10 protein-coding genes are annotated in these 12,537 nt (G+C 72.8%); 7 read left to right on the top strand and 3 right to left on the bottom strand.

Annotation, left to right across the window (positions count from 1 at the left end; all coding sequences use genetic code 11):
• Nucleotide 1: 1 nt before the first annotated feature.
• The 3 genes from P7L68_RS08105 to P7L68_RS08095 all read right to left on the bottom strand — a co-directional run bounded on the left by P7L68_RS08105 (nucleotide 2) and on the right by P7L68_RS08095 (nucleotide 3,764).
• A complete protein-coding gene (locus P7L68_RS08105; RefSeq protein ID WP_372004026.1) occupies nucleotides 2–1,393 on the bottom strand; it encodes a tetratricopeptide repeat protein in 1,392 nt (463 codons plus the stop codon).
• 146 nt (nucleotides 1,394–1,539) lie between these two features.
• Nucleotides 1,540–2,715 (bottom strand): A/G-specific adenine glycosylase, encoded by a 1,176-nt coding sequence (locus P7L68_RS08100; RefSeq protein WP_372004024.1) that lies wholly within the window; start codon nucleotides 2,713–2,715, stop codon nucleotides 1,540–1,542.
• A 98-nt stretch (nucleotides 2,716–2,813) separates the two neighbouring features.
• Entirely contained in the window at nucleotides 2,814–3,764 is a 951-nt protein-coding gene (locus tag P7L68_RS08095; protein WP_372004022.1) for a LysR substrate-binding domain-containing protein, read from the bottom strand.
• A 152-nt stretch (nucleotides 3,765–3,916) separates the two neighbouring features.
• On the opposite strand from P7L68_RS08095, the gene P7L68_RS08090 reads away from it, so the two are divergent.
• From P7L68_RS08090 to P7L68_RS08060, 7 genes are all read left to right on the top strand, one after another.
• Nucleotides 3,917–4,129: a hypothetical protein gene (locus P7L68_RS08090; protein ID WP_372004020.1), complete on the top strand. Its 213-nt coding sequence runs from the start codon at nucleotides 3,917–3,919 to the stop codon at nucleotides 4,127–4,129.
• Nucleotides 4,130–4,175: 46 nt separating this feature from the next.
• Nucleotides 4,176–4,793, top strand: coding sequence for a cysteine hydrolase family protein (locus P7L68_RS08085; RefSeq protein ID WP_372004019.1), 618 nt, complete (start codon nucleotides 4,176–4,178; stop codon nucleotides 4,791–4,793).
• Between the two features lie 104 nt (nucleotides 4,794–4,897).
• A complete protein-coding gene (locus tag P7L68_RS08080) occupies nucleotides 4,898–5,320 on the top strand; it encodes a YciI family protein (protein ID WP_372004017.1) in 423 nt (140 codons plus the stop codon).
• A complete protein-coding gene (locus P7L68_RS08075) occupies nucleotides 5,301–6,581 on the top strand; it encodes an RNA polymerase sigma factor (RefSeq protein ID WP_372004015.1) in 1,281 nt (426 codons plus the stop codon). The genes P7L68_RS08080 and P7L68_RS08075 overlap by 20 nt, the downstream gene beginning before the upstream one ends.
• A gap of 71 nt (nucleotides 6,582–6,652) precedes the next feature.
• Complete coding sequence (locus P7L68_RS08070; RefSeq protein WP_372004013.1) at nucleotides 6,653–7,246, top strand: DUF721 domain-containing protein; 594 nt, start codon at nucleotides 6,653–6,655, stop codon at nucleotides 7,244–7,246.
• Nucleotides 7,247–7,415: 169 nt separating this feature from the next.
• On the top strand, nucleotides 7,416–8,114 hold the full coding sequence (locus tag P7L68_RS08065) for a DsbA family protein (protein ID WP_372004011.1): 699 nt from the start codon (nucleotides 7,416–7,418) through the stop codon (nucleotides 8,112–8,114).
• Nucleotides 8,115–8,141: 27 nt separating this feature from the next.
• Nucleotides 8,142–12,401, top strand: coding sequence for an AAA family ATPase (locus P7L68_RS08060; RefSeq protein ID WP_372004009.1), 4,260 nt, complete (start codon nucleotides 8,142–8,144; stop codon nucleotides 12,399–12,401).
• The last annotated feature ends 136 nt before the right edge of the window (nucleotides 12,402–12,537 follow it).

The raw sequence follows: 12,537 nt of genomic DNA, 5'->3' as shown, positions 1-12,537 counted from the left end.
GTCAGCCGCGATAGCGGCGGGTCAGGGCATCGGCATGGGTCAGCAGCGCCTGGGCGCGGGCGTCCAGACCAAGCCTGCCGTAAACATCGGACAGCGCGCGCAGCGTCGCCGGCACCTCGGGCGTGGCCGCCCGGCGCAGTTCCAGCATCTGCTGGGCGGGGACCAGCCGGCCGGCCCGGATCAGGGCATCCAGATAGACCTGCTCGAACAGGTCGCGCTGGGCATGGCTGCCGCCGATCTCGGTCATCCGCGGCAGGGCCTGACCCAGGCCGCGGATCGCCCCCTGCCATTCGCCCTTCGCATGGGCCAGCAGGCCATCGGCGGCCGGAACGGCCACCTCCGCCCAGGCCGGGACCAGGAAGGACGGCACGGCGCGGGCATGGGCATGGATCGCCAGCCGCAGCGCCTCCGCCTTCTCCGTCAGCCCGGCGCGGGCCAGGCCATAGAGATATTGCAGGTCCAGGAAGGGCTGGACATGGTCGCCGGTACGCGCCGCCAGATAGGTGCCGAGATCGGCCCAGCGGTCGCCGACATCGATCCCGGCCAGTTCCAGCCGCATCAGCAGCGAGACGGCATTGATCTGGTCCTGGGAATATTCCTTCCACACGCCCCAGACCCGGCCGTCATAGATGTCGAAAATCTCGTCCACCCGATCGCGGTCGAGCAGGAACAGGCAGAGATGCCACCAATTATGGGTCGACATGAACGAGTTGAGCCCGACCCAGGTCTCGCTCATCTCACGCATGAAGGCCAGGCCCTCGTCGGTGCGGCCGCGGCTGAGGCAGACATGGGCGATGGCGTGATGGGCCCAGGGCTCGTCGCGACGCAGGCGGATCGCCTCGCGCGCTTCCGCCTCCGCCTCGTCGATCAGGTGGCACTGTTCCAGCGCGAAGGCGCGCATGCCGTGCAGCTCGGCAACCTCGGACGCATGGGGCACGGCGTGGTCGACGATGCGCAGCATGGTCGGGCTGTCGCCCAGATTGAAGGCGTGATACTGGCCGAGCTTGGCCGCGACCAGGTCGCGCGGGAAGCGGCTCACCGTCTCTTCATGCAGCCGGATCGCCCGCGGCATGTCGCCCCGGACCCAGGCCCCCACCGCCTCCACCGTCAGCCGTTCGCGCGGGGTGGCGTCACCGGCCGCCGCCTCGGCACGGGCCAGATAAGGGGTGGCATTGGCGACCGCATCGGGGGTTTCGGCAAACATGTGCAGGGCCGCTGCATAGGCCTGGGCCAGGGCCGAATCATGATCGGCATCCGCCGCGGGCAGCAGATCCACCGCCTCGGTCCTGTAGCCCAGAAAGCCGCCGATGAAGGCGTCGATGCCGTCGATGGTGCCCGACCGGCCGGTGGTGACGGCATTGTCGAGACGGTCGGTCTGTCGGCTGATCGGCATGTCCAGGCATCCCTTGCTGTCGCGCTGAGGCTGGCGGTGGTCGAGGCTGGCGCCCCTGCCCCGCCATTGCCCGATCAGTCTGGGCGTGCGGGACCCGGCGGATCAAGGGTTCCGTTTGCCGCAGCCAGTTGATCCGGCAGGCGGGATCAGAAGGGCAGCCCCTGCTGGCGGCTGCCGACACCGGCATGTTCCACCAGCTTGGCCATCACGCTCGGCAGGCCGGCGATGCCCAGATGTTCGGGCTTGCACCAGCGCGGATCGCCCGCCTCCCCCGCTTCGGCCGCATCCAGCGCCGCGGCTTCGGCCCGGGTCATCCGGCGCAGCATCACCCGCGCCTCCAGCCGGAAATGGGTGAAGACATGAACCACGGTGCCCGGCAGCATGCGCCAGCCGGTGGGGCCGAGGGGGGCATGGGTCAGGGCCTCGGCCTCGTCCCAGGGGTCGCCCTCGCGCCAGGGGGTGGCCGGCACCTCGGTCATCGCCCCAAGCAACCCGCCTTCGGGGCGGGTGCGGATGCGCAGCGCATCCCCCGGAGCCAGGGCCACGAAGGCCACGGCATGGCGCACCGGCCGCTCCCCCTTCGGCAGGCGGGCGGGCAGGTCGTCGGCGATCCGCCGGGCCTCGGCGGCGCATTCGCCGGTCCAGGGGCAGCGATGGCAGGCGGGCCGGCGCGGGGTGCAGAGCGTGGCGCCCAGATCCATCATCGCCTGGGCGAAATCGCCCGGCCGATAATCGTGGGCGAACTGGGCGGCGCGGGCGCGCAATTCCGGCTTGGCATCGGGCAGCGGCGTGGTCACGGCATACAGCCGCGCGGTCACCCGCTCGACATTGCCGTCCACCGGCACGGTCGGTCGGTTGAAAGCGATCGCCGCCACCGCCGCCGCGGTATAGGGCCCGACCCCCGGCAGATCCAGCAGCCCCGCCTCGGTGTCGGGGAAGCGGCCGCCATGATGGTCCGCCACCGCCTGGGCGCAGGCATGCAGGTTGCGGGCCCGGGCGTAGTAGCCGAGCCCCGCCCAGCGCGCCAGCACCTCTTCCCTGGGGGCCGCGGCCAGATCGGTCACCCGCGGCCAGCGGTCCAGAAAGGCGCGGAAATAGGGGCCGGCCGCGGCGACCGTGGTCTGCTGAAGCATGATCTCGGACAGCCAGACCGCGTAAGGGTCGGCGGTCTCCCCCGGTTCCGCCCGCCAGGGCAGCACCCGTCGGTTGTGGTCGTACCAGTGCAGCAGCCGCATGCGCAGCCGGTCGCGGCGCGCGGGGTCGATCGGCGGCACGGCAGGGCCGGCAGCGATCCGGGTCTTGGGCGGGCGGCCTCGGGGCATGGGCGGCGGGCATCCTGGCTGAACGGGCGAAGGCCATCACATGGAAGGCCCTGACATAGACCGGGGCGGCAGAGACGGCAAGGCCTCGCCCGGATGGTTCAGCCGCCGGCCCGCGGCGGCGGCAGGGCCTCCAGCTGGCCCGCCGCCTCGGCCTGAATCCAGCTCAGGAAATCCCGGATCGGCCGCGCGCCCTCGCGATCCTCGGGATAGACCACCCAATAATCATGGGGGACGTCCAGGCTTTCGGCGAAGGGCCGGACCAGCGCGCCGGTCACCAGCGCGTCGACCGCCAGGCCAAGCGGCACGATTGCCGCCCCCATGCCGGCCGCCGCCGCATCCAGGCACAGAAAGGTCAGACCATAGCGCGGCCCCCGGCCGCCATCGATGCCGGAAAGCCCATGATGGCGCAGAAAATCGGTCCAGCCCGGATCGACGAAACTGCCGGCCGGGTCGATCTCGTCATGCAGCAGGGTGACCTTCGCCAGATCCGCCGGGCTGCGCAGCCGCTCGGCCATGGCCGGCGCGCAGACCACCACCATCCGCCCGGGCAGGATCCGGTGTGCGGCAAGGCCGGGATAGCGGCCGCCGCCATAGCGGATCGCGACGTCGACACCGTCGCGGTTGAAATCGGCCAGCGTCGAGGCGGCAAGCAGGCTGACCTGCCGGCCGCCGAGCGCCGTGGTCAGGCGCTCCATCCGCGGCAGCAGCCAGCGACCGGCAAAGCTCGCGAGCGTCGAAACGGTCAGGCCGAATTCGGAGGTGACCTCCTGCACCCGCCGGATTTCGGTCTCCAGCTGGTCGAACTGGTCGGTCAGCGCCGGCTGCAGGCGGCGGGCATATTCGGTCATCTCCACCCCGCGGGCATGGCGGGCGAAGAGCGGCCGGCCCAGCCAGTCTTCAAGCTGGCGGACCTGCTGGCTGACGGCTGCCGCCGTCACCCCCAGCTCTTCGGCCGCGCGGGAAAAGCCGCCGAGGCGGGCGGCGGCCTCGAAGTGACGCAGCGCCAGCAAAGGCGGTAACCGGCGACGGCGAAGCGGCGGCTGGCTCACGCAGGTGGGTCCCGTCCTGGAGGCGAGCCTGGGTCCGGTCCTGCCCGACCCAGGCTCAGCCTGATTGAGGCTATGGGCGAGAAAGGCTCCGTCGCGGCCGGGGCCGGCTCGCCGTAGTCTCAGGACCGTATCATGAACTCCGGAGACGAACCATGTCCCCTTCCCCGTCGGCCCCCTGCATGGACCGGCGGCGCGCCGTCTTTCCGTCGGTGGCACCGCTGTCCGCGGCCCTGATCCCTCTTTTCCGGCTCCTGAACCGCGTGGTCCGGAGCGACCGCCCCGGCCGCATGCCTGCAGCCGAACGCCAGGCCTATGGTCTCGGCGATCCGCATCCCGAAACGCCGCGGCCGGTCTGGCCGTTCTGACGGTCATGTCCCGCCACCTCCCCTCCGCCAAGGGAAAGCCATACCGATGCCGCTGACTGCCCCGGCCACCACCCTGCTTGCCCATGCCGGCACCCCGCTTCAGCCGGCCGATCCGGCACGGGCGGCATTGGTGCTGGTCGCCGTGCAGGAGGAGTACCGCAATGGCCGTCTGCCCCTGGTGGGTGTCGATGCGGCACTCGACGAGATCTGTCGTCTGCTGCACCGCATGCGCCGCCTGGAGGTGCCGGTGATCCATCTCCGGCACCTCGGACGGGCCGGCGACGCGCTGTTCAATCCAGGGGCCACCGGATCGCTGATCATTCCCGCTGCCGGTCCGCGTGACGGTGAAGTGGTGATCGACAAATCCCTCCCCGACGGTTTCACCGGCACCGATCTGGCGGCACGGCTGCGGGCGCTTGGCCGCGATCAGCCGGTCTTCGCCGGCTTCATGACCCATCTCTGCGTCTCCAGCACCACCCGCGCCGCCCTGCATCTGGGGTTCACCCCGACCGTGGTCGGCAGGGCTTCGGCCACCCGCGACCTGCCCGCGGCGGCCGGGGAAACGGAACCGGTTCCGGCCGAAATCCTGCATCGCGCAACGCTGGCGGCGCTCGCCGACCGCTTCGCCGCGGTGGTGCCGGATGCCGCCAGCTGGGGCGGCTGAGCGCCCGGGTTAAAAAAACCGCGGGCGCTGTCGATTGCGGCCGACGCGGATCGTCGTCATGTCAGGGGGGCGATCAAGCCTCCATCGATGACGGAGACGAGACGATGCGTGTCATGGTTCTGGTGAAGGCGACGGCCGACAGCGAGGCGGGCATCATGCCCTCGGTCGAGCTGTTCGAAGCGATGGGCCGATTCAACGAGGAACTGGTCGCAGCCGGCATCATGCTGTCGGGCGACGGCCTGAAGCCCTCCGCCGAAGGCAAAAGGATGGCCTTCGACGGCCCCACCCGTACGGTGGTCGACGGCCCCTTCGCCGAAACGCGGGAACTGGTCGCCGGCTACTGGATCTGGGAGGTGAAGGACATGGCCGAGGCGGTCGAATGGGCCAGGCGCTGCCCCAACCCGATGCCCGGCCCCAGCGAACTCGAAATCCGGCCCTTCTACGAGATGGCCGATTTCGCCGAAGTGCTGACCCCCGACGTTGCGGCGATCCACGACCGGGTCCGCCATGACCTCGCCGGACGCTGACCCCGACGCGGCGGTTCGCCGCGCGGTCGAAACCGTGTTCCGGATGGAACGGGCCCGCCTGATCGGCGGGCTCGCCCGGCTGGTGCGTGATCTCGATCTGGCCGAGGAGCTGGCACAGGACGCCCTGCTTGCCGCCCTCGCCGACTGGCCGCGCACCGGCATTCCGGCCAGACCCGGCGCCTGGCTGACGGCAACGGCGAAGCGCCGGGCGATCGACCGTTTCCGCCACCGGCGGATGCGGGCCCTGAAGCTCGCCGAACTCGGCCACGCGCCCGAGGATGACGGGGCCGCACAGATAAGCGCGGCAGAGGCGGCCATGGATGACGATCTCGGCGACGAGACCCTGGGACTGATCTTCACCGCCTGCCACCCCCTGCTCTCCCGCGAGGCCCGGGTGGCACTGACCCTGCGCCTGATCGGCGGGCTCACCACCGACGAGATCGCCCGCGCCTTCCTGGCGAAAGAGCCGGCGATCGCCCAGCGGATTCTGCGGGCGAAGAAGGCGCTGGGGGCTGCGGGTCTCGCCTGGGAGATCCCGCGCGGCGACGACCTCAAACCCAGGCTCGCCTCGGTCCTGGAGGTGATCTACCTGATCTTCAACGAAGGCTATGCCGCGACCTCGGGCGAAGACCTGATCCGGCCGGCGCTTGCCGACGAGGCCCGGCGGCTGGGGCGGATCCTGGCGGCGGCCATGCCGGGGGAGGCGGAAATCCACGGTCTTTGCGGGCTGATGGATCTGCAGGCCTCGCGCTTCGCGGCCCGGCTGGCCGAGGACGGCTCCCCCGTGCCGCTGACCGCACAGAACCGGCGCCTCTGGGACCGGACGCTGATCCGCCGGGGGCTCGACGCTCTCTCCCGGGCAGACGCATCCGGCGGCGCCGACGGCCCCTATGCCCTCCAGGCGGCCCTTGCCGCCTGCCATGCCCGCGCCGGCCGGGCGGAGGATACCGACTGGCCCCGGATTGCCGGGCTCTATGACCGGCTGGCCGCCGTGCTGCCCTCGCCGGTGGTGGAGCTGAACCGGGCGGTGGCCCATGGCATGGCCTTCGGTCCCGGGGCCGGGCTCGCCCTTCTGGCACCGCTCGACGGGCTCGCGGCACTTGCGGGCTATGCGCCCTTGCAGGCGGCGATCGGCGACATGCTCGCCCGGGCCGGACAGCCGGCGGAAGCCCATGCCCGCTTCACCCGCGCCGCCTCGCTTGCGGGCAATCCGAGAGAACGGGATTTCCTTCTGGCACGCGCCGCCGCCTGCGCCGCCTGACGATGCGGTTCGCCTTCCGGGCCGCAGGGGGCTAGAATGAGTGCCGCCCCCCGCCAGCCGCCGGAGCACCGATGGCAGAGACAGCAAGCGATACCGCGACCGACCGCCGCCGCGCCGCCTCCCGCGCGGCGACGCGATCCGCCGGCATGCGCAAGGACGGGATGCGCAAGGACGGGGAAGCTGATCGCATCCGGGCGGAACGCAGGCTGGCAGATCTGGTGCCGGGGCTCCTGGACCGCGACCTGCGGCGCCGGGGCTTCATGGCCGGGCGTATCGTCACGGACTGGCCGCAGATCATCGGCCGGCCGCTCGACCGGGTCACCATGCCGCTGGAGCTGAAATTCCCGCCCGGTCGCCGGGCCGGCGGCACGCTGATCGTCAAGGTGGCCGGCCCCTTCGCAACCGAGATCCAGATGCTGAGCCATCTGGTCATCGAGCGGGTGAACGCCTATTTCGGCTATGGTGCGGTCGAACGGCTGCGCATCCAGCAGGGGCCGATCCCGGCACCCCGGGCCCGGCCCCATCCGGTGGCCGGGCCGTTGCCGGCTGCGGAAGAGCACCGGCTGGGGCAGCTGGTCGCCACCGTGCCCGATGCCGATCTGGCCGCCCGGCTGGAACGGCTGGGCCGGGCGGTGTTCAGCAAGGCGGCCCGCCAGCGGGCCTGATGCGTGGCGCGGTCCTGTGAGGTTCCGCACCGTCATGCGTCGGGTGCGGCCCGCCCGCGCAGGATCGAGACTGGTTTGCAGCGCCGTCCCGCACTAAACTCCGGTCGCGCGGCGGGTCCCGTCGCAAACACCTCCGCTATGTCCAGTTGTTAGGGAGCTTCGTCGTCCGGTGCGCAATCTGACCTATGGCCTGATCGGCATCGCCGCCGTCGCCGTCGTCGGCCTCGGTGCCTGGCAGTTCGCCCTGAAGGACGAGGCCCCGACACCGACAGCGGCGCCGGCCGCCCAGCAGGGCCAGGCCAGCCAGAGCCCCGCCACGGGCGGCAATGCCGCGGCCCAGCTCGCCCAGGCGATGCCCGGCGATCATGTGGTCGGCGATCCGGCGGCCCCGGTGACGATCATCGAGTATTCGTCGCTGACCTGCCCGCATTGCGCCGCCTTCCATGCCGGCACCCTGCCCGAGCTCAAGACCCGCTATATCGACACCGGCAAGGCCAAGCTGGTGATCCGTCACTTCCCGCTGAACGAGCCGGCGCTGGTCGCGGCGAAGCTCGCCGAATGCGTCCAGCCCGAGCGCTATGCCGGCTTCGTCGACGTGCTGTTCCGCTCGCAGGCCGAATGGGGCGTGATGCAGGACCCGACCGAGGGGCTGAAGCGTTACGGCCGCCTCGCCGGCCTCAGCGACGATCAGATGCAGGCCTGCCTGACTGACGGCGCCATCGAGGAGAAGATCCTGAACCAGCGCCTGGAAGGCTCGCGCGTCTTCGAGATCAACAGCACGCCGACCTTCATCGTCAATGGCGAGAAGGTGGTGGGCGACCAGCCGATCGACACCTTCGCCAAGGTGATCGACGACAAGCTGCCCTAAGGCGGCAGACCGCCGCCGTCCGCGCCGATGCATTTCGTCCGCCTGGTCCTGAGCGGGTTCAAATCCTTCGCCGATCCGACCACGGTCGAGATCGCGCCGGGGATGACCGGCGTGGTGGGCCCGAACGGCTGCGGCAAATCCAACCTCACCGAGGCGCTGCGCTGGGTGATGGGCGAGGCCTCCGCCCGCACCCTGCGCGGTACCGAAATGGACGACGTGATCTTCGCCGGGGCCGAAGGCCGCGGCCGGCGGAACCTTGCCGAAGTGACGCTCGTCCTCGACAACGGCGACGGCCGGGCGCCGCCACCCTGGACCGAGGCCGAGACCATCGAGGTCCGCCGCCGGATCGAACGCGGCCAGGGCACGCAGTATCGGGTGAACGGCCGCCCGGCCCGCGCCCGCGACGTCCAGATCCTGTTCGCCGATGCCGCCAGCGGCGCCCGCTCCACCGCGATCGTCGGCCAGGGCCAGATCGGCCAGATCATTTCCGCCCGCGCCTCGGACCGGCGCGCGATCCTGGAAGAAGCGGCCGGCATCGGCGGGCTGCATGCCCGCCGTCGCGAGGCCGAGCAGCGGCTCGGCGCCGCCGAGGCCAATCTCACCCGGCTCGACGACATCATCACCACCCTGGCTGCCCGGGTGACGGCGCTCCGCCAGCAGGCGCGCGAGGCCCGGCGCTATGGCCGCCTGTCGCAGCGCCTGCGCCTGGCCCAGGCCGAGCTGATGCTCGCCCGCCGCATCGCGCTGGTGGAGCGTCGGGCACGGGCGGCCGAGCGCGAGGCGATGGCCGAGGCCGGGCTTGCCCAGGCCACCGCCGCCGCAGAACGTGCAGCCCGCGCCGCCGCGGCAGCCGGTGCCGCCGCAGATGCGGCCCGCGCCGCGCTCGACGGCCCCCGCGCTGCCCGCGACCTTGCCCAGGCGGAACGGGCCCGCATCGCGGCCGAACGGGCGCGGATCGATACGCTGACCCAGGAACTGGACCGCGCCCGCACCGCCCTCGACGAGGACCGGGCCGCCGCCTTGCGGGATGCCGGGCTGGCCGAGGCGGAAGCCGGCCGCCTTGCCGCCGAGGCACGGACGCTGGAAACGGAAGTTGAGCAGGCCGCGGCGGCAGCCGCAGCAGACGATGCCGCAGCGGCGGAGGCCGAGAGCGCCCTTGCCCGGGCCGAGGCCGACCACGCGAAGGCCCAGGCCGCGCAAAGTGCCGCCGAAGCGGCCGCCGCAGCCGCGGCACGCGACCTTGCCGCACTCGCCCGCGACCGCGACCGGCTGCAGGAGACAGCGCGCGCGGCCGCACGCGAGCACGAGGATCTGCGCCGCCGGCTGGAGGACCGCCGCAGGCTTGAAGAAGCCGAGACCCGTCTGGGCCGTATGGAGGCCGACGCGGCCCGCGCCGCGGCCGCCCGCGACGCGGCGGAGGCCGCCCTTGCCGCCGCCGATGCGGTGCTGCGCGATGCGGAAGCGGCACGCGACCCGGCGGTTTCCGCCGCAGCCGAAGCCGGCCAGGTTCTGGCTGCCTGCAAACGGGCCCTGGACGAGGCCCGCGCCACCGCCGAGGCCGCCCGGCGCCGCGCGCGGGAAACCGAGGCCCGGCTGACGGCGGCGACCACGCGGCGCGATCAGGCGCGGGCCGCACTGGCGGCCCTGCCCGACCCGGCCGGACTTGCCGCCGCCGCGGCAGAGGCCGGGCGGAGGGCCGCCTCCGTCGCAGAGGCGCAGGCGACGGCCGATGCCGCCGAGGCAGAGGCCGAGGCCGGCTTTGCCGCGGCGGAAACCAGGCTCCGCGACGCCCGCCGCCAGCGCGCCGAGGCAGAGGCGGCGCTGTCGGCCCTGCGCGCCGAGGCCGCCTCTCTCGACCGGCTGATCGCGGCCGAGGCCGAGGGTGGACCAGGGGGAAAAGGGCCGGTCTCGGCGATCCTGACGCTCGACGATGCCCATGCAGCGGCCCTGGCTGCGGCACTCGGCGAGGGGCTCACCGCCGGGCTGGATGACGCGGCGCGACGCCACTGGGTGGCGGGCACGGCCGCCCCGGCCATGCCCGAGGCGATCATCGATGCCGGCGCCCGGCCACTGCTGGAGCTGGTGCGGGGGCCGGCGGTGCTGGCGCCTGTCCTTGCCGCCTGCTGGCTGGTGGCGGATGCCGCCACCGCGCAAAGGCTCGCGGCCCTGCTTCCGGCCGGGGCTGCACTGGTGACGCCCGATGGCGGGCTGTGGCGCTGGGACGGCTATCGCCGCCGGGGCGGGTCGGTAGAGGACGCCGGCACTGCGGATCTGCGCCGTCGGGCGCGACGCCGGCAGCTCGACATCGACATCGCCGCGGCCGAAGCCGCATGCGCCGCGGCCGGAACCGCCACTGACGCCGCAACCGCGGCCCAGAGCGCCGCCCTGGCCCGGCGCGATGCCGCGCGCAAGGCTGTGGCCGGGACACGGCGCCAGGTGACCGCTGCGGCCGAAGCCGCATCGCAGGCCCAGGGCGCCGCCCGCGATGCCGAGGCCCGCGCGACGCTCGCACGCGACAGGCTGGCCGCAGCCGATGAGCATCTGGCCGAAGCGGCGGCCGCTGCCCGGGCCCTGGCGGAGGCGGTCGATCCGGATGCGGTGCTCGACCCGGCGCGGGTTGCGGTCGAGCAGGCCACCGCCGAAGAGGCGCGCGCCAGAGCGGCGCTCGCCGCGGCAGACCGGGCGCTGGCCGAGGCCCGCCGCGGGCGCAGCGAAGCCGATCAGACCCTGCGGACGGCGGATGGCCGGCTGCGCCAGCTCGACCGCCAGGCCGCCGAGGCCCGTGGCCAGCTGGACCGGGTGGAGAATGAACGCAAGGCCCTGGCGCGACGCCTGGAACAGGCCGAAGCGGCCGCCGCCCGCGCCGATGAAGAGGCCCGGACGGCGGTTGCCCGCCATGACGAGCTTGCCGCCCGCCTGGCTGCCGATCCGGCGGTAGAGGAGGCCCGTGCCGCCGTGACCCGCGCCGAGGCCGCGCTTGCGCCGGTCCGTGCGGCCCGCGACGACATCGCCCGGCGCCGGGCCGGCCATGCAGCGGAACTTCAGGCCCTGTTCCGCCGGCGCGAGGGGCTGTCCGCCGATCGGGCCCGGGCGGCGGAACGGGCGCGCGCCGCCCTGGAGCGGCGCGCGGCCCTGGACCGGCGGGCCGCCGATCTCGACCGGCGCGCCCAGGATATTGCAGGGCAGCCCGAGGCGCTGGAGGCGGCCGCCCGCGCAGCCGAAACCGCGCTCGCCGAGGCGTCGGTCCGGCTGGACGCCGCGACCGAGACCCTGCGTCAGGCAGAGGCGGCCCGTGCCGCCGCCGCAGCCGAGGAACGCGCCGCCGATCAGAAGCTCGCCGAAGCGCGCGAGGCCGGCACCCGTGCCGGCGGTCAGCGCGATCAGGTCCGCGAGGCCTGGAACGCCTTCGTCGCCGATCTGCGCGAGAGGCTCAACCTGGGCCCGGATGCACTGGAGGATGCGGTGCGCGCCGAACGCCGCGCCATCGGCGAGGCGGGCGACGACGAGGATGACGGCGGGTCCGACGACGGAGAGCCTGAACTGCCGCTTGCTCCGCCTCCGCCCGTGGCGGAGACGGGACCACGCTTCGTGGCACCGGTGCTGCCATCGGCCGAAGAGCCGGTGCTGGTCCGCCGGGTGGCGGATCTCACCCGCCGCCGCGAGGCACTGGGCGCCGTCAACCTCCGGGCCGCCGAGGAATATGCCGCGGCGAAGGCCGCCCATGACGAGACGCTGGCCGAGCGCGAGGATGTCCAGGGCGCCATCGACCGGCTGCGCCGGGCGATCGCCGACATCAACCGCGACGGCCGCGCCCGGCTGCTTGCCGCCTTCGAAGAGGTGGACGCCGCCTTCGGCCGCCTGTTCGAGCGGCTCTATGGCGGCGGCCGGGCCCGGCTGGAGCTGGTGGAGAAGGATGATCCGCTCGATGCCGGGCTGGAAATCCTGGCGAGCCCGCCGGGCAAGAAGCTTCAGTCGCTGGGCCTGCTCTCGGGTGGCGAACAGGCGCTGACCGCCCTGGCCCTGCTCTTTGCCGTCTTCCTGTCCAACCCGGCACCGATCTGCGTGCTGGACGAGGTCGACGCGCCGCTCGACGACGCCAATGTCGACCGCTTCCTGTCGCTGGTGGAAGACATCGCCGCCGCCGGCCGCACCCGCTTCCTGGTCGTCACCCACCACCGCATGACCATGGCCCGGATGGACCGGCTCTATGGCGTCACCATGGTCGACCGCGGCGTCAGCCGCCTGGTCTCGGTGGATCTGACCGAAGCGGAACGGATGGTGGATTGAGCGGGGTCAGCCGATCCGGAGGCTGGGGATCGGCGGATCTCGCCTTGTCGTCAAGGCTGCTTCCGCGCAGGTCCAGGCTCGCGCAGAACCTCCGCCGCGCATGCCATGACATCAGCCCGCAAGCTGCGCCGGAATG

Origin of the sequence: Tistrella mobilis, from assembly GCF_041468085.1 — a bacterium.
Classification (GTDB): Bacteria; Pseudomonadota; Alphaproteobacteria; order Tistrellales; family Tistrellaceae; genus Tistrella; species Tistrella mobilis_A.
This window is presented reverse-complemented; position numbering and strand designations above follow the sequence as displayed.

What these genes read in the sequence shown, in the direction of transcription:
- P7L68_RS08060 (WP_372004009.1), top strand. Translation starts at nt 8,142, where the DNA reads ATGCATTTCGTCCGCCTGGTCCTGAGCGGGTTCAAATCCTTCGCCGAT.
- P7L68_RS08085 (WP_372004019.1), top strand. Translation starts at nt 4,176, where the DNA reads ATGCCGCTGACTGCCCCGGCCACCACCCTGCTTGCCCATGCCGGCACC.
- P7L68_RS08080 (WP_372004017.1), top strand. Translation starts at nt 4,898, where the DNA reads ATGCGTGTCATGGTTCTGGTGAAGGCGACGGCCGACAGCGAGGCGGGC.
- P7L68_RS08100 (WP_372004024.1), bottom strand. Translation starts at nt 2,715, where the DNA reads ATGCCCCGAGGCCGCCCGCCCAAGACCCGGATCGCTGCCGGCCCTGCC.
- P7L68_RS08070 (WP_372004013.1), top strand. Translation starts at nt 6,653, where the DNA reads ATGGCAGAGACAGCAAGCGATACCGCGACCGACCGCCGCCGCGCCGCC.
- P7L68_RS08075 (WP_372004015.1), top strand. Translation starts at nt 5,301, where the DNA reads ATGACCTCGCCGGACGCTGACCCCGACGCGGCGGTTCGCCGCGCGGTC.
- P7L68_RS08090 (WP_372004020.1), top strand. Translation starts at nt 3,917, where the DNA reads ATGTCCCCTTCCCCGTCGGCCCCCTGCATGGACCGGCGGCGCGCCGTC.
- P7L68_RS08105 (WP_372004026.1), bottom strand. Translation starts at nt 1,393, where the DNA reads ATGCCGATCAGCCGACAGACCGACCGTCTCGACAATGCCGTCACCACC.